Here is a 20,860-nt window from a genome sequence, read left to right as displayed (position 1 = left end):
CGATCCCTGTGGGAGCTGGCGTGCCAGCGAATGGGGCGCAGAGCGCCCCCAGAGATCTCAATACCAGCGCGGCTCGCCAGCCGGGCGCTTCTTGAAGCGCTTCATGCTCCACATGTACTGGCTCGGGTACTCGCGCACATAACGCTCGACCACCTTGCTCATCGCCGCCGCCGACTCATTCACGTCGGTGCTGTACATTGCTTGCGGCGCAGCTTCGAGAAACACCTTGAAACCCGAGCCATCCGGCAGGCGCAAGGCATGCAGGAACACCCCCACCGCCTTGCCGCCCGCCAGCATGTTCGGCACGAACTTGCTGGTCAGTGCCTGGGTACCGAGAAATGGCACGAACACGCCTGCCGATTCGGCTGGCTCCGGGTCAGCGGGGATGCCCACCTGGCCGCCCCGGCGCACCTCCTTGATCACGCTGAGAATGCCTTCCTTGGTCGAAGGCGCAACGCGGTTGCCCATCTGTACGCGCTGCTCACGCAGCAGGTCATCCACAGCCTTGAGCTTGGGCGGGCGGTAGAAAATGATCGGCTTGCACTGGTTGCAATAGAAGTGGTTGAGCACCTCCCAGTTACCCAGGTGGCTGGTGATGCCCACAACACCCTTGCCAGACGCCAGGGCTTGCTCCAGCACTTCCAGGCCGTGCACTTCCTTGACCAGTTCCAGCGAGCGCTGTGGCGGCCAGATCCAGGCGCAGGCGCTTTCCACAAACGACTTGCCAATGTCCCGCAAGGCTTGGCCAACCAGTTGCTCGCGGGCAACCGGGTCCATCTCGGGGAAACACTTGGCCAGGTTGATGCGCACCACGTTGCGTGAACCGTTGGGGATCTTCCACATCAGCCAGCCGATGCCGGCGCCCACGCGCTGTACAGCGCCCCAGGGCAGCTTGGCAAACAGGCGCAGCACCCCGACCATCAGGGCGCCCTTGAACTTTTCCACAGGCGAATTCCTTATTTCAGCAAGGTGCGCATTGTAACCCTTCAACGAACCAGGGCGGCGTAACGATCGCAATCGATGGTGTGGTCCATGACCATGCCGGTGGCTTGCATGAAGGCATAGCAGATGGTCGGGCCGACAAAGGTGAAGCCGGCTTTCTGCAGCGCCTTGCTCATGGCCTTGGCCTCATCGGTGACCGCCGGCACGTCAGCGCGGCCCTGGAAGTGATTGATCTTCGGCGCACCGCCCACGAACGACCACAGCCATTCGGCGGGGTTATCCACAGCCAGCCAGGCCTGCGCATTGCGCCGGGCAGCCTTGAGTTTGAGGCGGTTGCGGATGATCCCGGGGTCCTGCATGAGCGCTTCGATGCGTTCGTCGCTGAGGGTGGCCAGTTTGACCGGGTCGAACCCGTGCATCACCTCGCGGTAACGCTCGCGTTTGCGCAAAACGGTGATCCATGAAAGCCCGGCCTGGAACCCTTCGAGCAAAAGCATCTCGAACAGCAACGCCGGATCGCGCTGCGGCGTTCCCCATTCCTGGTCATGGTAGGCCTGGTACAACGGATCGTCGGTACACCAAAAGCAGCGTGGCATAAGGCTCCAATGAGTAGAGGGCGAGGCGAATCAGGTTATACTCCCGCTCTTTACATCCGCATCCCCAGATACAGGTGAATTTCGTGAGCCAGCCTACGCCAGCCGTGCGTACCTTCCAAGACCTGATCCTCGCCCTGCAAAACTACTGGGCAGCTCAAGGTTGTGTGGTGCTTCAGCCCTACGATATGGAAGTAGGCGCCGGCACTTTCCACACCGCAACGTTCCTGCGCGCCGTGGGTCCAGAAACCTGGAACGCCGCCTACGTGCAGCCTAGCCGTCGCCCTGCCGACGGGCGGTATGGCGAAAACCCCAACCGCCTGCAGCACTACTACCAGTTCCAGGTGGTGCTCAAGCCGAACCCGGCCAACTTCCAGGAGCTGTACCTGGGCTCGCTGAAAGCCATTGGCCTGGACCCGCTGGTGCACGACATTCGCTTTGTCGAAGACAACTGGGAATCGCCGACCCTCGGCGCCTGGGGCCTGGGCTGGGAAATCTGGCTGAACGGCATGGAAGTCACCCAGTTCACCTACTTCCAGCAGGTAGGTGGCATCGAGTGCTACCCGGTCACCGGTGAAATCACCTACGGCCTCGAACGCCTGGCCATGTACATCCAGGGCGTCGATTCGGTCTATGACCTGGTATGGGCCGACGGCCCGTTCGGCAAGGTCACCTACGGTGACGTGTTCCACCAGAACGAGGTGGAGCAGTCGACCTACAACTTCGAACACGCCAACGTCGACAAGCTGTTCGAACTGTTCGACTTCTACGAAAGCGAAGCCAACCGCCTGATCAAGCTGGAGCTGCCGCTGCCGACCTATGAAATGGTGTTGAAGGCCTCGCATACCTTCAACCTGCTGGACGCCCGCCGCGCCATCTCGGTGACCGAGCGCCAGCGCTACATCCTGCGTGTGCGTACCCTGGCCCGGGACGTGGCGCAAAGCTATCTGCAAGCCCGCGCACGCCTGGGCTTCCCGATGGCCACCCCCGAACTGCGTGACGAAGTGTTGGCTAAGCTGGAGGCTGCACAATGAGTGCTCAAGATTTCCTGGTAGAACTGGGCACTGAAGAGCTGCCTCCCAAGGCCCTCGCCAGCCTAGGCGACGCCTTCCTGGCCGGCATCGAAAAGGGCCTGCAGGCCGCTGGCCTGAACTACACCGGCAAGCAGGTCTATGCTGCGCCGCGTCGCCTGGCCGTGCTGATTCGCCAGCTGGACGTGCAGCAGCCTGACCGCAGCATCAACATCGACGGCCCCCCCCTGCAGGCTGCTTTCAAAGACGGCGAGCCGACCCAGGCTGCCCTGGGCTTTGCCAAGAAGTGCGGTGTAGAGCTGGCCGAAATCGACCAGAGCGGCCCCAAGCTGCGCTTCTCCCAGCACATCCCAGGCAAAGCGACCGTCGGCTTGCTGCCGACCATCGTCGAGGACTCGCTGAACGATCTGCCCATTCCCAAGCGCATGCGCTGGGCCGCCAGCCGTGAAGAGTTCGTGCGCCCGACCCAATGGCTGGTCATGCTGCTGGGCGACCAGGTGGTCGATTGCACCATCCTGTCGCAGAAGGCCGACCGTGAATCCCGTGGCCACCGCTTCCACCACCCGGAAAACGTGCTCATCACTGCCCCCGCCAACTACGTCGAAGACCTGCGCAAAGCCTACGTGCTGGCCGACTTCGCCGAGCGCCGCGAGCTGATCAGCAAGCGTACCGCAGAGCTGGCCATGCAGCAGGAAGGTACGGCCATCGTGCCACCGGCGCTGCTGGACGAAGTGACCGCGCTGGTCGAGTGGCCGGTGCCGCTGGTGTGCTCGTTCGAGGAGCGTTTCCTCGAAGTGCCGCAGGAAGCCCTGATCACCACCATGCAGGACAACCAGAAGTACTTCTGTCTGCTGGACAGCGAAGGCAAGCTGCTGCCGCGCTTCATCACCGTGGCCAACGTTGAAAGCCGCGACCCGAAGCAGATCGTGCAAGGCAACGAGAAAGTCGTGCGCCCACGCCTGACCGACGCCGAATTCTTCTTCAAGCAGGACAAGAAGCAGCCGCTGGAAACCTTCAACGAGCGCCTCAAGAACGTGGTCTTCCAGGCTCAGCTGGGCACTGTGTACGACAAGGCCGAGCGCGTTTCCAAACTGGCTGCCTTCATCGCCCCGCTGATCGGCGGCGACGCCCAGCGCGCCGGCCGGGCCGGCCTGCTGTCGAAATGCGACCTGGCCACTGAAATGGTCGGCGAATTCCCGGAGATGCAGGGTGTTGCCGGTTACTACTACGCGCTCAACGACGGTGAGCCGCAAGACGTTGCCCTGGCGCTGAACGAGCAGTACATGCCACGCGGTGCTGGTGCCGAGCTACCGCAAACCCTCACCGGTGCCGCCGTGGCCATCGCCGACAAGCTCGACACCCTGGTGGGCATCTTCGGCATCGGCATGCTGCCAACCGGCAGCAAAGACCCGTACGCCCTGCGCCGTGCAGCGCTGGGTGTGCTGCGTATCCTGATCGAGAAGCAGCTGGACCTGAACCTGACCGGTGCGGTGGAATTCGCGGTCAAGCAGTTCGGTGCCAAGGTCAAGGCTGCCGGCCTGGCCGAGCAGGTGCTGGAGTTCATCTTCGACCGCCTGCGTGCGCGTTACGAGGACGAAGGCATCGATGTGGCCACCTACCTATCGGTACGTGCCCTGCAGCCAGGCTCGGCGCTGGACTTCGACCAGCGTGTACAGGCGGTGCAAGCGTTCCGCAAGCTGCCCGAAGCCGAGGCCCTGGCCGCGGTCAACAAGCGTGTGTCGAACCTGCTGAGCAAGGCAGAAGGCGCCATCGCCGAGCAGGTCGAGCCGAAGTACTTCGACAATGCCAACGAGTTCTCGCTGTACTCGGCCATCCAGCAGGCCGACCAGGCCGTGCAACCGATGGCTGCTGCACGGCAGTACAGCGAATCGCTGGCCCGCCTGGCAGCCCTGCGCGACCCGGTTGATGCCTTCTTCGAGGCGGTCATGGTCAACGCCGAAGACGCCAAGGTACGTGCCAACCGCTACGCCCTGCTCAGCCGCCTGCGCGGCCTGTTCCTGGGTGTGGCCGACATCTCGTTGCTGGGGTAAGCCTTGAAACTGCTGATTCTCGACCGTGACGGGGTGATCAACTACGACTCCGACGCCTACATCAAGACGCTGGAAGAGTGGGTCCCGATCCCTGGCTCGGTCGCAGCGATCGCGCAGTTGAGCAAGGCGGGCTGGACGGTGGCCGTGGCCACCAATCAGTCCGGTATCGCCCGTGGCTATTACCCGCTGGCAACCCTCGAGGCCATGCACGCGCGCCTGCGCGCGCTGGTGGCCGAGCAGGGCGGCGAGGTTGGCCACATCGTGTATTGCCCGCACGGCCCGGATGAAGGCTGCGATTGCCGCAAGCCCAAGCCAGGCATGCTGCGGGCGATCGCCGAGCATTACCAGGTCGGCCTTGAAGGCGTCTGGTTCGTCGGCGACAGCAAAGGCGACCTGGAGGCCGCCCTGGCCGTCGGAGCACAACCCGTGTTGGTGAAAACCGGCAAAGGTGAGCGGACCCTGGCAAAAGGTGTTCCGGAAACTACACTGATTTTCGACGATCTGGCAGCTATCGCCAGAGAACTAATTTAAACAGTGCGCCTGCGGGCGCATTTTTCTCAGGCGGGCATGCCCCGCAATGGTACAAGCCACTATGTCGATCCTGCAGGCGATCAGAATCTTTCTTTTTTACCTGCTGCTGGGCACCAGTTCGTTGCTGTGGTGCTCGCTGAGCTTTTTCGTCGCGCCGTTTCTGTCGTTCCCCAAGCGCTACAAGTTCATCAATGTGTACTGGTGCCGCTGCGCCTTGTTCCTCGTGCGGACGATTCTGGGCATCGACTACAAGATCACCGGTGCCGAGAACGTGCCGGCCGAGCCTTGCGTGATCCTGTCGAACCACCAAAGCACCTGGGAAACATTCTTCCTGTCGCAGTACTTCTCGCCGCTTAGCCAGGTGCTCAAGCGCGAACTGCTGTACGTGCCGTTCTTCGGCTGGGCCATGGCCATGCTGCGGCCGATCGCGATCAACCGCGACAACCCGAAGGAGGCACTGCGCCAGGTCGCGAGCAAGGGCGATGAGCTGCTCAAGCAGAAGACTTGGGTGCTGATCTTCCCGGAGGGCACCCGTGTGCCATTCGGCACGGTCGGCAAGTTCTCGCGCGGGGGCACCGCGCTGGCAGTCAATGCCGGGCTGCCGGTACTGCCGATTGCCCACAACGCCGGCAAGTTCTGGCCGAAGACTGGTTGGGGCAAGCGCTCGGGCACCATCGAGGTGGTGATTGGCGAGCCGATGTACGCCAACGGCACCGGGCCACGGGCCATTGCCGAGCTCAACGACCGCGCTCAGGCGTGGAACGAAGCAACCCAGCGGGCCATGGGCTCGCTGCCGCCAGCAGCAGAAGAACCGCAGGAGCAGATGGCGTGATATCTGTGGATAACTTGTGAGCACTTTTTCGTTGAAATGCTTGAAGTAAGCGCTAAGTTATTGAATTGGCTGTTTATTTTTGGGTGTGACATTTTTCTGAAAAGCGTGCATAAGTTTTTTCGGGGCATAAGAAAACCGGCTTTTACAGCCGGTTTTTTTTGGGCTCCATTTCCAGTACGCATCGCTTTGTGTAGGAGCGGCCTTGTGTCGCGATGGGCCGCAAAGCGGCCCCGGCAATGTGTGCATCAAGGCAAAATCCTGGGGCCGCTGCGCGGCCCATCGCGACACAAGGCCGCTCCTACAAGGATCCGCGCCCGCTTTCAGATCTTGTCGATATCCACATCCTTGGTTTCTTTCAGGCAGAAAATCCCCACCACCAAGCTGATGCCGGTCACCAGGATCGGGTACCAAAGCCCGTAGAAGATGTCTCCGGTGTACACCACCAGTGCAAACGACACGGTGGGCAGGAAGCCGCCGAACCAGCCGTTGCCAATGTGGTAGGGCAGCGACATCGAGGTGTAGCGAATGCGGGTCGGGAACAGCTCGACCATCACTGCGGCCAACGGACCGTAGGTCATGGTCGCGATCAGGATCATCGCCACGATCAGCACCACGACCATCACCTGGTTGACCTGCGCGGGGTCAGCCTTGGCCGGGTAGCCTGCCTGCTCCACCGCCGCACGCATCGCGGCTTCGTCGAAGCCGTTGATGGTCTTGTCGCCCACATTCACCACTACCTCGCTGCCGGCTACGCTGACCGAGCTGTAAGGCAGGCCCTGTTTGACCAGGAAGGTCTTGACCTTGTCGCACGGACTGTCGAAACGGGCCTTGCCGACCGGGTCGAACTGGAACGTGCAGCCTTGCGGATCAGCAGTGACCACGATCGGCGCCTGGCGGCTGGCGGCGTCAATTTGTGGGTTGGCATAGTGGCTCAAGGCCTTGAACAGCGGGAAGTACAGCACCGTGGCCAGCAGCAAGCCCAGCATCAGGATCGGTTTGCGCCCGATACGGTCCGACAGCCAGCCAAAAAACACGAAGAACGGCGCACCGATCACCACGCTGATGATCAGCAGGGTATTGGCCTGGGCCGGGTCTACCTTCAGCATCTGGGTCATGAAGAACAGCACGTAGAACTGCGCGGTGTAGAAGGTCACCGCTTGCCCGGCATTGATACTGAACAGTGCAGTCAGTACGACTTTGAGGTTCGGCCACGAGGTGAACGACTCCCGGATCGGCGACTTGCTGACCTTGCCCTGGGCCTTCATTTTCACAAAGGCTGGCGACTCATGCATGCTCATGCGGATCCAGGTGGAAATGCCCAGCAGCACGATCGACAGCAGGAACGGCAGGCGCCAGCCCCAGGTTTCGAACTGATCGCCACTGACATAGCGGCTGCCCAGTACCACCAGCAACGACAATAACAGGCCCAGGGTGGCGGTGGACTGAATGAAGCCGGTGTGGAAACCGCGCTTGCCCGGGGGGGCATGTTCGGCCACATAAGTGGCCGCACCACCGTACTCACCGCCCAGCGCCAGGCCCTGCAGCATGCGCAGTATCACCAGAATGATCGGTGCGGCGATGCCGATGCTGGCATACGTGGGCAGCAAGCCCACGGCGAAAGTGGACAGCCCCATCAGTACGATGGTGACCAGGAAGGTGTATTTACGCCCGATCATGTCTCCCAGGCGGCCGAACACCAATGCACCGAACGGCCGCACAAGGAAGCCGGCAGCGAAGGCCATGAGGGCGAAGATGAAAGCGGTGGTGTCGTTCACACCCGCAAAGAACTGCTTGCTGATGACCGCTGCCAACGCGCCATAGAGAAAAAAGTCATACCACTCGAACACCGTCCCGAGGGATGACGCGAAAATGATCTTGCGTTCTTCACGACGGTTGGAACTGCCGGCCGCCGCAGCCTGCTCTTGAATGTAATCCGACATCGTTGCTGTCCTCGGCCCGCAGGCCACAGTGATTATTCTTGTTGTTCCACTGTCGGCAGCCTTCGACCGCAAGCTGCCGCTACTGCACGCACCCGGGTCAGGGCGTCGGTAACGCGTCTTCGTTCAGGTAGGTCTGGGTAGCAGCTCCTTTGAAAATCAGTTGTGCCGCCTTTTCGGCGATCATCAGGGTGGGGGAACAGGTATTGCCTGAGGTGATCTGCGGCATGATCGAGGCATCGGCCACGCGCAGGCCGGGGATGCCATGCACGCGCAGCTGGTTATCCACAACGTCCATCGCACCATTGCCCATGCGGCAGGTACCCACCGGGTGGAAAATGGTAGTGCCGATCTTGCCGGCAGCCTCGATCAGGTCCTGTTCGCTTTGCAGGGCCGCGCCAGGCAGATATTCCTCGGGCTCGAATACGGCCAGGGCAGGGGCCTGAACGATGCGCCGGGTAAGGCGGATGGCATCGGCGGCCACCTGCAGGTCCTGGGGGTCGCTCAGGTAGTTGGGGTCGATCAGCGGCGTGCTGTGCATGTCGGTGCTGCGAATATCGATACGCCCACGGCTGGCCGGGCGCAGGTTGCAGACCGAGGCGGTAAAGGCCGGGAAGCGGTGCAACGGCTCGCCGAAGCGCTCCAGCGACAGCGGCTGCACGTGGTACTGCAAGTTGGCGGTGGCCTGGTCGGGGCTGGACCGCACGAACGCGCCCAACTGGCTCGGGGCCATGGCCAGCGGGCCGCTGCGGTCGTAGAGGTAGCGCAGGCCCATGCCCATCTTGCCCCACAGGCTGTTAGCCATCTGGTTCAAGGTGCGGGTATTGCGGATCTGATAGATCAGCCGCAGTTGCAGGTGGTCTTGCAGGTTGCCACCCACCCCTGGCATGTCGTGGCGAACGCCAATACCCAGGCTTTCCAGTAATTGCCGTGGGCCAATGCCGGAGCGTTGCAGGATGCCCGGGGAACCGACCGCCCCAGCACACAGCACGATCTCGCGGCGAGCTGCAAACTCGTGCCAGGCACCTTGCCAAAATGCTTTCACCGCACGTGCGCGAGTATTGTTGAGCAACACCTGGTCAACCTGCACACTGGTAAGCACGGTGAGGTTGGCGCGATGCTGAACCGGCCGCAGAAACGCCTTGGAGGCATTCCAGCGCACGCCACTGCGTTGGTTGACCTGGAAATAACCACACCCCTGGTTATCGCCGGTGTTGAAGTCATCCACCTTGGCGATGCCGCTTTGCTCGGCGGCGTCGCGGAAGGCATCCAGTATCGGCCAGCTGTAGCGCTGACGTTCGACCCGCCACTCGCCACCGCCGCCGTGGTGCTCGCTGGCGCCAGCAAAGTGGTTTTCACTGGCCTTGAACAGCGGCAGCACGTCCTTCCAGGCCCAGCCGGGGTTGCCCTGTTCGGCCCAGTGGTCGTAGTCGGCAGCCTGGCCACGCATATAGATCATGCCATTGATGGAAGAGCAGCCGCCCAGCACCTTGCCGCGCGGGTAGCCCAATGCGCGCCCACCCAGGCCGGGCTGGGCTTGGGTCTTGAAGCACCAGTCGGTGCGTGGGTTGCCAATGCAGTAGAGGTAACCCACGGGAATGTGAATCCAGGGATAGTTGTCCCGCCCGCCCGCTTCCAGCAGCAGCACGCGGCAACCAGGGTCGGCGGACAAGCGGTTGGCCAGCAGGCACCCGGCGGGGCCGGCGCCTACCACCACGTAATCGAAGACAGAATCGGCTGATGGCATGTGCAACCTCGGGCCTGATTATTATTCTTGTCCCGATCCATCTTAGTGCGTAATTTCGTGGGTGAAACACGCGATTTCGCGCAGCGGTTGTGCGTTTTAGCACAGCGGCAACTCTGTACAGGCCTCTTCGCGGGTTCACCCGCGAAAGGGGCCCACGAACAGCCACAAGGATCAGCATGTTCAACTGGAACGATCTGCGATTTTTCCTCGAGTTGCAGCGCAGCGGCCGCCTGCTTACCGCCGCCAAGCGCCTCAATACCACCCACAGCACCGTGGCCCGGCACATCGAGCGCATCGAGGAAAGCCTGGGCACGGCGTTGTTCGTGCAACACGCCCAAGGCTATGAGCTGACCCCTTCGGGCCAGGCCCTGCTCAAGCACGCCGAAGCCATGGAGAACGTCGCCCTGCTGGCCCAGGAAGAAATCACCCAGGCCATCACTCCGCTGGGCAAGATCCGCCTGGGGGTCACCGAAGGCATTGGCATCATGTTCTTCACCCCGCGCATGAACGCGCTGTTCGAGCGCTACCCCGGGCTGGAAGTGGAGCTGGTGGCAGTGCCGAGGTTCGTCAGCATCCTCAACCGCGAAGCCGAGATCAGTATCCACCTGGAGCGGCCCAACGCCGACCTGCTGATCACGCGCAAACTCACCGACTACCGCCTGGCCCTGTATGCCAGCCAGGGCTACCTCGACCGCGCACCACCCCTGCGCAACCGCGAAGATCTGGCCCGCCACAGCTGGATCGGCTACGTCGACGACCTGCTGTTCAGCCAGGAGCTGCTGTTTCTCAACAGCTTCTGCCGGGCGCCCAATGTAGTCTTCCGCAGCACCAGCGTGATTGCCCAGCAGGTGGCCGCACGTGCTGGGCTGGGCATTGCAGTGCTGCCCAACTACATGGCCCGGCACGACCCGACCCTGGTCCGCGTACTGCCTGGCGAAACCATCCAGCGCAGTTACTGGATCTGTACCCGCCGCGAGCTGCACAAGTCGGTGCGCCTGCGGGTCGTATGGGATTACCTGCTGGCGCTGTGCGCAGAGCAACAGGGCGAGCTGTTAGCTCAGTAATGCCTTGCTGGCCAGCAGCAGGGCAGCGGCGCAACCTGCCACGGCAAACATCTGCTGCAGCCGTGGGCCGGCCAACCTGGCCGCCAGGGGGCGCGCCAGCAGCAAGCCAAGCACGGCGCCGACAGCGAACGGGCCACCCACTTGCCAATGCAGGACACCTGCAAGGCTGGCACTGATCACACTGCCGGCAGACACCAAGGCAATCACCGCCAGCGACGTGGAGACGATCGTGGCCATGCGCAGGTTGGTATAGCGGTTGAGCGCCGGAATGATCACGAACCCGCCCCCCACACCGAGCAGGCCAGACAGCAAGCCGGACAGCGCACCGGTGAATGCCAGGGCGCGAGCGCAGGGCAGGGTCCAGCGCAAGCGGCCCTGCAGCGGGTTCAGCACACATGGCTCGATGAAGCGATGCGCATCGTTGGCTTCGCCACGCAGCTCCCTGGCCGCCTTGCGCCAGATACGCAGGCAGGCGTAGGTGAGCACACCGGCGAACACCAGTTGCAACGGCGTATTGGGCAAACGGTGCGCCAGCATCAACCCCAGTGGCGCTGCCGCCACCCCGATCAAGGCGATGAACAGTGCCGCCCGATAGCGCACCAGGCCGCGACGCAAACCCAGTACCGCGCCCACGGCTGCCGCCAGGCCAACCGCCAACAAGCCGACCGGTGCCGCCTCGACCATCGACAGGCCAAGGCCGAACACCAACAGGGGCACGGCAAGAATGCCTCCGCCGGCGCCCGTCAACGCCAGCACGGCGCCGATGATGGCCCCCAGGGCTGCGCCAAGCAGTTGAGTTTCGATCACTGCCCGCCCTCTGCTACCAACGGTTGTGGCCGTGCCAGCCACTCCCGCCCCTTGAGCATGCCTTGCCAGTACAGCGGCGGCAGGGCCTGGGCCTTGAGCAGCCAAGCCAGGCGGGTCGGCTTGCGACCGTCCAGCAACCAATTGGGGAAGCTGGGCGCCAGCTTGCCGCCATAGGTGAACTCGGCCAGCACGATCTTGCCGCGCTCGACCGTGAGCGGGCATGAGCCGTAACCGTCGTACTGGGCCAGTGTCTGCAACCGCCCCAGCGCTACCAGCACATTATTGGCCACTACCGGAGCCTGCTTGCGGGCCGCTGCAGCGGTCTTGGCGTTGCTGGTGTTGGCCACATCGCCCAAGGCGTGAACAGTGCTGTACTGGCGATGGCGCAAGGTGTGCGGGTCTACATCGACCCAGCCGGCACTGTCGGCCAATGGGCTTTCACGGATGAAGTCCGGCGCGACTTGCGGCGGAACCACATGCAGCATGTCGAAGGCCTCGACGCGGGTTTCGCTGCTGCCATCGGGCAGGCTACGCACGAAGGTGGCGCGTTGGTTGGGGCCGTCCACGGCGACCAGCCGATGGCTGAAATTGAGGTCCACGGCATATTTTTCGATGTACTGCATCAAGGCAGGCACGTAGTCGGCCACACCGAACAAGACTGCGCCGGCATTGAAGAAGCTGGCTTTGATCGCGCCCAGGTGACCGTGGCGTAGCCAATGGTCGCACGACAGGTACAGCGCCTTCTGTGGCGCGCCGGCGCACTTGATCGGCATGGGCGGCTGGCTGAACAGGGCACGGCCGTGCTTGAGCTTTTGCACCAGCTCCCAGGTATAGGGCGCCAGGTCGTAGCGGTAATTGGAGGTGACCCCGTTACGGCCCAAGGTCTCGCTGAGCCCATCAATGGCCCCCCAATCGAGCTTCAGGCCAGGGCAAACCACCAGTTGTTCATAGCCGATGGCCCGGCCATCTTCGAGCATGACCAACTGGCGCACCGGGTCGAAACCCTGGACGCGCGCCTTTACCCAGCGCACCCCGCTCGGAATCGTCGAAGCCATGGTGCGGGCAGTGCTCGCCGCGTTGAAAACACCAGCGCCGACCATGGTCCAGCCAGGTTGGTAGTAGTGCACCTCGGCTGGGTCGATCAAGGCCACATCCAGGGACGCGTCGCGGCTGATCAGGCTGGATGCAGTGGCGATCCCGGCGGCACCGGCACCGACGATGACCACTGTGTGGTGGTCGGGATGGGTAGTGGACGACAAGGCAGGCATGGCAATAAATCCTGGAAATCTGGTTATAGGGCAGGGCGCTTACAGCGTGTTCAGCGGGATCTTCAAATACCTGACGCCGTTGGCTTCCGGCTCCGGGAAGTGGCCACTGCGCATGTTCACCTGCACCGACGGCAGGATCAGCACCGGCATGTCGAGGGTTTTGTCGCGGGCCTCGCGCATGGCGACGAAGCTGTCCTCGTCGATACCCTGGTGGATGTGGATATTGCTGGCGCGCTGCTCGGCAACGGTGGTGACGTACTGCATTTCGCGACCACCTGGCAGGTAGTCGTGGCACATGAACAGGCGGGTCTGGTCAGGGAACGCCAGCAAGCGCCGGATCGAGCGGTACAGCGTACGGGCGTCGGCGCCGGGGAAATCGCAACGGGCAGTACCGTAGTCAGGCATGAACAAGGTGTCGCCGACGAACACCGCGGTCTCACCCGCATCCTCGATCATGAAGCTCATGCATGCAGGCGTGTGCCCAGGGGTGTGCAATGCACGCGCATGCAGGTTGCCGATGCAGAAACCTTCTTCGTCTTCGAACAGCACATCGAATTGGCTGCCATCACGGGCAAAGCCAGGCTCGGCGTTGAACAGGCTGCCAAAAACCTTCTGCACCTGGGTGATGTGCGCACCAATGGCGGTATGGCCGCCAAGCTTCTCCTTCAGGTAGGCCGCTGCCGATAGGTGGTCGGCATGCACATGTGTTTCAAGTATCCAGCGCACGCTGGCGTGCAATTCAGCCACGCGCTCGACCAGCCGATCTGCTGAGGCAGTACAGGTGCGCCCGGCCTTGGGGTCATAATCCAGCACGCTGTCGATCAACGCGCACTGCCGGGTTTCACAGTCCATGACCAGGTAGCTGATGGTCGAGGTCGCCTCATCGTAAAAGGCGTCCACGTGAAGGTTGTTGCCGATGATCATCACGTTCTCCAGTTATCCGACGCGTCTATTCAAGGCGTAGGCAGTGACAGGAGGTTTATCAAGATGCATGCCAGGCTCTTTATCGTGCCGGGCCCAACGAAACCGGAGCAGTGCTGACAGCGCCTGGCTGAATTGGCAGCATGATTGGCAGTCGACTGTCAGCCAATGGCAGTGTTTGGCAGTCCTTGTTACCCTGCATCCATCATCCGAACGGTGCTGTCATGCCTGAAACCCATCCGTTTATCCTGGCGCTGGTTTCCTACCTCGAGCACGATGCCCTGCCGACCATCGTGCTGGACACCGACTACAACATCCTGGCAGCCAATGCTGCGTATCGCCGCCAGTTTGGCCAGCACGAACAAGCACCCCTAGGGGAAAAGTGCCACAGGGTGTCGCACCACTATGCCGTGCCATGCGACCAGGCTGGCGAGCATTGCCCGATGCGCAAAGCCTGGGACAGCAAGGTCGCGGAGCGTGTGTTGCACATTCATCACACGCCACGCGGCCCCGAGCACGTGGATGTAGAGCTGCGGCCGATCCTGGACGAACAGGGTACGGTCGTAGCCTTTGTCGAACGCTTGACCACCATCACGCTGGCCTCGGCCCAGCCGCAAGAGCAAGGGCTGGTCGGCCGTGCGCCGGCCTTCAAGGCAGCCCTGGCCAGCCTGCAACGCGCGGCGCCAGCGCAGATCCCTGTCTTGCTGCAAGGTGAGTCAGGCACCGGCAAGGAGCTGTTCGCCCGTGCGCTGCACATGGGTAGCGCCAGGGCAAACGGCCCACTGGTGGTGGTGGACTGCACCGGCTTGACCGAGTCATTGTTCGAGAGCGAACTTTTCGGGTACGAAAAAGGCGCGTTCACCGGTGCCAACCAGCGCAAGATCGGCCTGGCCGAAGCCGCCCATGGCGGCACGCTGTTCCTTGATGAAATTGGTGAAGTGCCGCTGGCGATGCAGGTGAAGCTGTTGCGCCTGATCGAGTCTGGCAGCTTCCGCCCGGTAGGCAGCCTGCGCACAGTGCATTCGGATTTCCGCCTGGTGTCGGCCACGCACAAACCCCTCAGGCAAATGGTTGCCGATGGCAGCTTCCGTGAAGACCTGTACTACCGCATCAGCGGCTTCCCGATTCGCCTGCCGGCACTGCGTGAGCGGGTAGAGGACCTTCCCTTGCTGGCGCAGAGCCTGCTGCAACGCATGGCGGGCACATCGGTCCCCAGCTTGAGTGACGATGCCTTGCAGCACCTTGCCTTGCATCCGTTCCCGGGCAACATCCGCGAGCTGCGCAATGTTCTGGAACGGGCACGGTTGTTCGCTGATGATGGGGTGATCAGGCCGGAGCACCTGCCCGAGGACATCGGCGCGCAAATGCCGGTGAGCCGTGGCGCAAAGCGCCGTGACCTCGGTGAACTGGCCCAGGCCCTGGAACAGTTCAAAGGTTCGCGCAGTGAGCTGGCGCGTCATTTGGGCATGAGCGAACGCACGCTGTACCGTCGCTTGAAAGCGCTTGGGCTACGCTAGCTTCGTGTTTTTGCCAGGCCACCTTTACCGGACCTTTACCGCTGTCCTGACATTAAACGACCTGGTTCATGGTCTGATTGGTTAACCGTACCCGGTAACTGAAAGATTCAGCCGGGCGTTAATACACAGAGGACCGCAACGATGAAAAAGACCCTGACCATGATCTGCGCGGCGCTGATGCTCAGCGCACCTCTGGCAAGCTTCGCGCAGCCTGGCCCACCTGACCGTCATGATGGCGGCCCAGGGCACCCAGGCAACCCGCCCCACGCTCAGCCGCAGGGCCGCCACGAAAACGGCCGCGGGCCTGCTTATCGCGACCCGAACTTCCACCCGCAAAAAGGTATGCCGGTACCCCACCAGCAGTGGCGCCGCGGCCATGTGGTCGACCCGCATTTCCGTGGTGACCGTTACTGGGTAACCGACTGGAAGGCGCGTCACCTGTATGCACCTCCGCGCGATCACCGCTGGTTGTACGTGAACGGTGACTACGTACTGGTCGCCATCGCCAGCGGAGTGATCGTCAATATTCTCAGCGGCTACTGATGTGTAGGAACACGCTGTTCAGTTAGCAATCGGGGCTGAACTACGCGCCAGGATGTGCTCGGGCGTGTTCGATCACCATGTGGTGCCTGCCTCGAACGCTTCGCAAAAAAAAACCGCAGTAGTGAAATGCCAGTCAGTTTAGTAATTTGGGGCCGCTGTGCGACCCTTCGCGGGCCCGCCCGCTCCCACAGGGGGTCGCGCATTTCTTGAGGTCAGCGCCAAACATGTGGGAGCGGGCGTGCCCGCGAAGGGCTGCAAAGCAGCCCCAGTAACGCTTAACTGACAGGCATTACGCAGTAGCGGTTTTTTTTAGTGACCGGTAGGGGTCAGGCTTTGAACCCGGCCGGTCAACATTTGCGACACCGGGCAGCTCTGTCTTGAACCTACATCCGATCAGAAGTCCAGGTTAGAAACCGACAGGGCATTGCTCTCGATGAAGTCACGGCGTGGTTCGACCGCATCACCCATCAGGGTGTTGAAGATCTGGTCGGCAGCGATTGCATCTTCGATGGTGACCTTGAGCATACGGCGCACGGTTGGGTCCATGGTGGTTTCCCACAGCTGCTCAGGGTTCATCTCACCCAGCCCTTTGTATCGCTGGATAGTATGCCGCTTGGTGCTTTCGTTCATCAGCCAGTCCAGCGCTTCCTTGAACTCGCTGACCGCCTTGCGGCGCTCGCCGCGCTGCACATAAGCACCTTCGCCCAGCAGGGTAGAAAGGTTGGCGCCCAGCTTCACCACCGTACGGTAGTCGTTGCTGCCAAAGAAGTCGCGGTTGAACGTGACGTAGCTGGCCAGGCCGTGGGAGGTCACTTCCACTTCCGGCAGCCACACATTGCGCTCTTTGTCTTCGCGCAGGCTGGCCTGATAAGCAAGACCGGACTTCTGGCTGTTGCTCAGGCGCGCCTGGAACTTCACCAGCCAGGCTTGCATCGCAGCGTGATCGCCCAGTTGCTCGACGGTCACTTCCGGCAGGTAGATGAAATGCTCGGTGATGTCTTCTGGGTACAGGCGCGACAGACGCTTGAGCGTTTTCATCACGCCGCGGAATTCGTTGACCAGGTTTTCCAGTTGTACACCGGCAACCGCTGGCGCCGACTCGTCCAGGTGCAGGCTGGCATCTTCCAGGGCCGACTGGGTCATGTACTCTTCCATGGCCTCGTCGTCTTTGATGTACTGCTCCTGCTTACCTCGCTTGACCTTGTACAGCGGCGGCTGAGCAATGTATATGTAGCCGCGCTCGACAAGCTCCGGCAACTGGCGGAAGAAGAAGGTCAGCAACAAGGTACGGATGTGCGAACCGTCAACGTCAGCATCGGTCATGATGATGATGTTGTGATAACGCAATTTATCGATGTTGTACTCTTCGCGGCCAATGCCACACCCCAGCGCCGTGATCAGCGTGCCTACTTCCTGGGACGAGATCATCTTGTCGAAGCGCGCCTTCTCGACGTTGAGGATCTTACCCTTCAGCGGCAGGATCGCCTGGGTACGGCGGTTACGGCCCTGTTTGGCGGAGCCACCTGCGGAGTCACCCTCCACCAGGTACAGCTCAGAAAGGGCAGGGTCCTTTTCCTGGCAGTCCGCCAATTTGCCCGGCAAGCCGGCAATGTCCAACGCGCCCTTGCGACGGGTCATCTCACGGGCTTTACGGGCCGCTTCCCGAGCACGCGCAGCGTCGATCATCTTGCCAACGACGGCCTTGGCCTCGTTGGGGTTCTCCAGCAGGAAGTCGGCAAAGTACTTGTTCATTTCCTGCTCAACGGCGGTTTTCACCTCCGAGGAAACCAACTTGTCTTTGGTCTGTGAGCTGAACTTAGGGTCCGGGACCTTGACCGAAATGATCGCGGTCAGGCCTTCACGGGCATCGTCGCCAGTGGTGGCTACCTTGTTCTTCTTCGCCAGACCTTCCTGCTCGATGTAGTTGTTAAGGCTACGGGTCAGCGAGGAACGGAAGCCCACCAGGTGGGTACCACCATCACGCTGCGGAATGTTGTTGGTGAAGCACAGCAGGTTTTCGTTGAAGCTGTCGTTCCATTGCAGGGCAACTTCAACACCTACGCCATCCTCGCGCTGCACATTGAAGTGGAACACCTGGTTGTTGACCGGAGTCTTGTTGGTGTTCAGGTACTCAACAAACGCTCGCAGGCCACCCTCGTATTTGAAGAACTCTTCCTTACCACTGCGCTCATCCTTCAGCAGAATGCCGACGCCCGAGTTGAGGAACGACAGTTCGCGAATCCGCTTGGCCAGGATGTCCCAGCTGAAATGGATGTTCTTGAAGGTTTCAGCCGAAGGCTTGAAATGGATATGGGTGCCCGTGGTTTCGCTGTCACCCACAACCGCCATCGGCGCTTGTGGAACACCGTGAACGTAGGTCTGTTCCCAGATTTTGCCGCTGCGGCGAACGGTCAATACCAGCTTCTCGGAGAGGGCGTTTACGACCGAAACCCCAACACCGTGCAAACCGCCGGAGACCTTGTAGGAGTTATCGTCAAACTTACCGCCGGCGTGCAGGACGGTCATGATGACCTCAGCGGCGGAAACACCTTCTTCTTTATGCACATCGACCGGAATGCCGCGACCGTTGTCGCGGACACTGATGGATTCGTCCGGGTGAATAATGACAGTGATGTCATCGCAGTGACCGGCGAGGGCTTCGTCGATCGAGTTGTCGACCACTTCGAAGACCATGTGGTGCAGGCCGCTACCATCATCGGTGTCGCCAATGTACATGCCGGGACGCTTGCGTACGGCATCCAAACCTTTCAGCACCTTGATGCTGGAGGAGTCGTACGTTTGATTTTCGCTCATGCCTTCACTCCCGATGGTCGTGGGTCTGGGTGATACGGCCTTGTTCCACGTGGAACAAAGCAACTGGCGTTTCCGTCTGCCAGCCTTCCCTCAGTAATTCGTGATCTACACAGGTGATGAACACCTGGCAGCGTAATTCTTCAAGCAAGCGGCACAGAGCGCGGCGGTGCTGGTCGTCGAGTTCGGACGGCAAGTCATCCACGAGATAAATACAGTGACCGCGGCGAGCCTGGCTGACGAGGTGGCCTTGGGCAATGCGCAGTGCGCACACCACCAGCTTTTGCTGACCACGCGACAAAATGTCGGCTGCATTATTGGCAGCCAGACGAAGACGCAGATCAGCGCGCTGCGGACCGGCTTGGGTATGGCCCATTTGCTGATCGCGAAGGAGAGAGGAGGCGAGTACTTCTTGCAGTTCCCGGTCCTTGTCCCAGCCTCGATAGTAGCTCAGGGTCAACCCGCCCAGTTCGACCAGTTCGCTCAGGGTTCGCTCGAAGACGGGCTTCAAGGCCTTGATATAGTTGCGACGGTATTCATCTATTTCCGCACTGGCCAGGCACAGTTCCCGGTCCCAGGCGGCTTGCGAAGCTGGGTCAAGTGTACCATGCCGCAACCATGAGTTCCGCTGCCGCAGCGCCTTCTGCAGCCGTTGCCAAGCGGGTAGGAAGCGAGGTTCCACGTGGAACACTCCCCAATCCAGGAACTGGCGACGAATTTTTGGTGCGCCCTCTAGCAGCCGAAAGCTGTCCGGGTTGATGAGCTGCAACGGCAGCAGCTCTGCCAACTGCGCAGCGCTACGGGCGTTCTGCCCATCGATGCGAATGGTAAAGTCCCCCTGGCGCTCGCGGGACACACCGAGGTTACTGGTGCCGCCCTCCGTCAATTGCACCTCACCAAACACGGTACAGGCAGCCTGTTCGTACTGTATGACCGGGTTCAAGCGGGTGCTGCGGAATGAGCGCGCTAATCCAAGCAAGTGCACGGCTTCCAGCACACTGGTCTTGCCACTGCCGTTGGCGCCGTAAAGGATATTGATGCGGGGGGAGGGTGAGAGCGTCACCGGGTGCAGGTTGCGCACCGCGGTGACCATGATACGTCGAAGGGACATGTCGCCTGCTACAGGTTACAGGCGCATCGGCATGACAACGTAGGAAGAATCATCATTCCCGGCTTCCTGCAGCAGCGCACTGCTGTTGGAGTCAGACAGGATCAGACGAACTTGCTCAGTGGTCATCACGCCCAGCACATCCAGCAGGTAGCTGACGTTGAAGCCGATTTCCAGCGAGCTACCATCGTAGTCCACACTGATTTCTTCTTCCGCCTCTTCCTGCTCGGGGTTATTGGCCTGAATCTTCAATTGGCCAGCAGCCAGCTGCAGGCGAATACCGCGGTACTTCTCGTTGGAAAGAATCGAGGTACGGCTGAATGCCTCACGCAACGCCTGACGATCGCCAACCACCACCTTGTCGCCGCCTTTGGGCAATACGCGCTCATAGTCGGGGAATTTGCCGTCTACCAGCTTGGAGGTAAAGGTGAACTCGCCAGTGGTCGCGCGAATGTGGTGCTGGCCGAGCACGATGCTGACCATGCCTTCTGGGTCGGTCAGCAAGCGCGCCAACTCCAGGATACCTTTGCGGGGCACGATGACCTGGTGACGGTCGTCTTGCTCGATGGGCGCCGTCATGGAGCACAGGGCCAAGCGGTGACCGTCGGTAGACACTGCACGCAGGGTGTTGCGGGAAACCTCAAGCAGCATGCCGTTGAGGTAGTAGCGCACATCCTGCTGAGCCATGGCGAAGCTGGTGCGCTCGATCAAACGGCGCAGCTTGCTCTGCTCCAGGTTGCAGGTCAGCGAACCCGGGCCTTCTTCCACTGTGGGGAAGTCGTTGGCAGGCAGGGTGGACAAGGTGAAACGGCTACGGCCGGCCTTGAGCAACAGTTTCTGCTCGTCAACCTTGATATCGATCAGGGCGTCATTGGGCAGGCTTTTGCAGATGTCCATCAGCTTGCGCGCCGGGACAGTGATCTCGCCAGGCTCAGCCGGCTCTTCCAGTTGCACGCGGCCTACCAGTTCGACTTCCAGGTCGGTACCGGTCAACGACAGTTGCTGGCCTTGCACGACCAGCAACACGTTGGACAGGACCGGCAAGGTCTGACGGCGCTCGACGACACCGGCGACCAGTTGCAGGGGTTTCAACAGGGCTTCGCGTTGAATGGTGAAATGCATGGTCTAGTCCCTTGCCTTCAATTAGCTGCGCACAC

The 20,860-nt window shown here is 61.4% G+C and carries 17 protein-coding genes; 7 read left to right on the top strand and 10 right to left on the bottom strand.

The features are described from left to right. Window positions 1-57: 57 nt before the first annotated feature. Window positions 58-945, bottom strand: coding sequence for a lysophospholipid acyltransferase (locus G1E_RS17515; RefSeq protein ID WP_009684691.1), 888 nt, complete (start codon window positions 943-945; stop codon window positions 58-60). Window positions 946-986: 41 nt separating this feature from the next. Further along, a complete protein-coding gene (locus G1E_RS17510; RefSeq protein WP_009684690.1) occupies window positions 987-1,538 on the bottom strand; it encodes a DNA-3-methyladenine glycosylase I in 552 nt (183 codons plus the stop codon). 83 nt (window positions 1,539-1,621) lie between these two features. On the opposite strand from G1E_RS17510, the gene glyQ reads away from it, so the two are divergent. The 4 genes from glyQ to G1E_RS17490 are packed head-to-tail and all read left to right on the top strand — an operon-like array spanning window position 1,622 to window position 5,980. Continuing rightward, on the top strand, window positions 1,622-2,569 hold the full coding sequence (gene glyQ / locus G1E_RS17505; protein ID WP_003253126.1) for a glycine--tRNA ligase subunit alpha: 948 nt from the start codon (window positions 1,622-1,624) through the stop codon (window positions 2,567-2,569). Continuing rightward, entirely contained in the window at window positions 2,566-4,617 is a 2,052-nt protein-coding gene (gene glyS / locus G1E_RS17500) for a glycine--tRNA ligase subunit beta (RefSeq protein WP_009684689.1), read from the top strand. The genes glyQ and glyS overlap by 4 nt, the downstream gene beginning before the upstream one ends. Window positions 4,618-4,620: 3 nt before the next feature. Then, entirely contained in the window at window positions 4,621-5,148 is a 528-nt protein-coding gene (gene gmhB, locus G1E_RS17495) for a D-glycero-beta-D-manno-heptose 1,7-bisphosphate 7-phosphatase (RefSeq protein WP_009684688.1), read from the top strand. Window positions 5,149-5,194: 46 nt separating this feature from the next. Continuing rightward, the gene (locus G1E_RS17490) at window positions 5,195-5,980 is read left to right on the top strand and encodes a 1-acyl-sn-glycerol-3-phosphate acyltransferase (RefSeq protein ID WP_029886430.1); all 786 of its coding nucleotides are present in this window, start codon (window positions 5,195-5,197) and stop codon (window positions 5,978-5,980) included. A gap of 320 nt (window positions 5,981-6,300) precedes the next feature. Here the strand turns inward: G1E_RS17490 and G1E_RS17485 are convergent, their stop codons facing one another. Together G1E_RS17485 and G1E_RS17480 are read right to left on the bottom strand one after the other, a co-directional pair. Continuing rightward, window positions 6,301-7,920: an MFS transporter gene (locus G1E_RS17485; protein WP_009684686.1), complete on the bottom strand. Its 1,620-nt coding sequence runs from the start codon at window positions 7,918-7,920 to the stop codon at window positions 6,301-6,303. A gap of 97 nt (window positions 7,921-8,017) precedes the next feature. Next, window positions 8,018-9,664: a GMC family oxidoreductase gene (locus tag G1E_RS17480; protein WP_009684685.1), complete on the bottom strand. Its 1,647-nt coding sequence runs from the start codon at window positions 9,662-9,664 to the stop codon at window positions 8,018-8,020. A 176-nt stretch (window positions 9,665-9,840) separates the two neighbouring features. Between G1E_RS17480 and G1E_RS17475 the strand changes: the two genes are divergently transcribed. Next, complete coding sequence (locus G1E_RS17475) at window positions 9,841-10,728, top strand: LysR family transcriptional regulator (protein WP_009684684.1); 888 nt, start codon at window positions 9,841-9,843, stop codon at window positions 10,726-10,728. On the opposite strand, the gene G1E_RS17470 is transcribed toward G1E_RS17475, so the two are convergent. The 3 genes from G1E_RS17470 to G1E_RS17460 are packed head-to-tail and all read right to left on the bottom strand — an operon-like array spanning window position 10,717 to window position 13,727. Then, window positions 10,717-11,535, bottom strand: a complete 819-nt coding sequence (locus tag G1E_RS17470) for a sulfite exporter TauE/SafE family protein (RefSeq protein ID WP_009684683.1) — start codon at window positions 11,533-11,535, stop codon at window positions 10,717-10,719. The two genes, G1E_RS17475 and G1E_RS17470, sit on opposite strands and share 12 nt — an antisense overlap. Continuing rightward, a complete protein-coding gene (locus G1E_RS17465) occupies window positions 11,532-12,803 on the bottom strand; it encodes an FAD/NAD(P)-binding oxidoreductase (protein WP_009684682.1) in 1,272 nt (423 codons plus the stop codon). Before G1E_RS17465 ends, G1E_RS17470 begins: the two co-directional genes overlap by 4 nt. A gap of 39 nt (window positions 12,804-12,842) precedes the next feature. Continuing rightward, the gene (locus G1E_RS17460) at window positions 12,843-13,727 is read right to left on the bottom strand and encodes an MBL fold metallo-hydrolase (RefSeq protein WP_009684681.1); all 885 of its coding nucleotides are present in this window, start codon (window positions 13,725-13,727) and stop codon (window positions 12,843-12,845) included. Between the two features lie 221 nt (window positions 13,728-13,948). On the opposite strand from G1E_RS17460, the gene G1E_RS17455 reads away from it, so the two are divergent. Next, window positions 13,949-15,241: a sigma-54-dependent Fis family transcriptional regulator gene (locus tag G1E_RS17455; RefSeq protein ID WP_009684680.1), complete on the top strand. Its 1,293-nt coding sequence runs from the start codon at window positions 13,949-13,951 to the stop codon at window positions 15,239-15,241. Between the two features lie 141 nt (window positions 15,242-15,382). After that, window positions 15,383-15,784 (top strand): RcnB family protein, encoded by a 402-nt coding sequence (locus tag G1E_RS17450; protein WP_009684679.1) that lies wholly within the window; start codon window positions 15,383-15,385, stop codon window positions 15,782-15,784. Between the two features lie 393 nt (window positions 15,785-16,177). On the opposite strand, the gene gyrB is transcribed toward G1E_RS17450, so the two are convergent. Genes gyrB through dnaN form a run of 3 tightly spaced genes read right to left on the bottom strand, consistent with a single transcriptional unit; the run spans window position 16,178 to window position 20,825 of the window. Further along, window positions 16,178-18,598: a DNA topoisomerase (ATP-hydrolyzing) subunit B gene (gene gyrB, locus G1E_RS17445; protein ID WP_009684678.1), complete on the bottom strand. Its 2,421-nt coding sequence runs from the start codon at window positions 18,596-18,598 to the stop codon at window positions 16,178-16,180. A 4-nt stretch (window positions 18,599-18,602) separates the two neighbouring features. After that, on the bottom strand, window positions 18,603-19,706 hold the full coding sequence (gene recF / locus G1E_RS17440) for a DNA replication/repair protein RecF (RefSeq protein WP_009684677.1): 1,104 nt from the start codon (window positions 19,704-19,706) through the stop codon (window positions 18,603-18,605). A gap of 15 nt (window positions 19,707-19,721) precedes the next feature. Next, entirely contained in the window at window positions 19,722-20,825 is a 1,104-nt protein-coding gene (gene dnaN / locus G1E_RS17435; RefSeq protein ID WP_009684676.1) for a DNA polymerase III subunit beta, read from the bottom strand. Between the last annotated feature and the right edge of the window lie 35 nt (window positions 20,826-20,860).

The organism is Pseudomonas sp. TJI-51, assembly GCF_000190455.2.
Lineage (GTDB): Bacteria > Pseudomonadota > Gammaproteobacteria > Pseudomonadales > Pseudomonadaceae > Aquipseudomonas > Aquipseudomonas juntendi.
This window is presented reverse-complemented; position numbering and strand designations above follow the sequence as displayed.

Coding starts and splice junctions, on each gene's coding strand:
- G1E_RS17510 (WP_009684690.1), bottom strand. CDS start 1,538: ATGCCACGCTGCTTTTGGTGTACCGACGATCCGTTGTACCAGGCCTAC.
- glyS (WP_009684689.1), top strand. CDS start 2,566: ATGAGTGCTCAAGATTTCCTGGTAGAACTGGGCACTGAAGAGCTGCCT.
- G1E_RS17490 (WP_029886430.1), top strand. CDS start 5,195: ATGGTACAAGCCACTATGTCGATCCTGCAGGCGATCAGAATCTTTCTT.
- G1E_RS17485 (WP_009684686.1), bottom strand. CDS start 7,920: ATGTCGGATTACATTCAAGAGCAGGCTGCGGCGGCCGGCAGTTCCAAC.
- G1E_RS17480 (WP_009684685.1), bottom strand. CDS start 9,664: ATGCCATCAGCCGATTCTGTCTTCGATTACGTGGTGGTAGGCGCCGGC.
- G1E_RS17475 (WP_009684684.1), top strand. CDS start 9,841: ATGTTCAACTGGAACGATCTGCGATTTTTCCTCGAGTTGCAGCGCAGC.
- G1E_RS17465 (WP_009684682.1), bottom strand. CDS start 12,803: ATGCCTGCCTTGTCGTCCACTACCCATCCCGACCACCACACAGTGGTC.
- G1E_RS17460 (WP_009684681.1), bottom strand. CDS start 13,727: ATGATCATCGGCAACAACCTTCACGTGGACGCCTTTTACGATGAGGCG.
- G1E_RS17455 (WP_009684680.1), top strand. CDS start 13,949: ATGCCTGAAACCCATCCGTTTATCCTGGCGCTGGTTTCCTACCTCGAG.
- G1E_RS17450 (WP_009684679.1), top strand. CDS start 15,383: ATGAAAAAGACCCTGACCATGATCTGCGCGGCGCTGATGCTCAGCGCA.
- gyrB (WP_009684678.1), bottom strand. CDS start 18,598: ATGAGCGAAAATCAAACGTACGACTCCTCCAGCATCAAGGTGCTGAAA.
- recF (WP_009684677.1), bottom strand. CDS start 19,706: ATGTCCCTTCGACGTATCATGGTCACCGCGGTGCGCAACCTGCACCCG.
- dnaN (WP_009684676.1), bottom strand. CDS start 20,825: ATGCATTTCACCATTCAACGCGAAGCCCTGTTGAAACCCCTGCAACTG.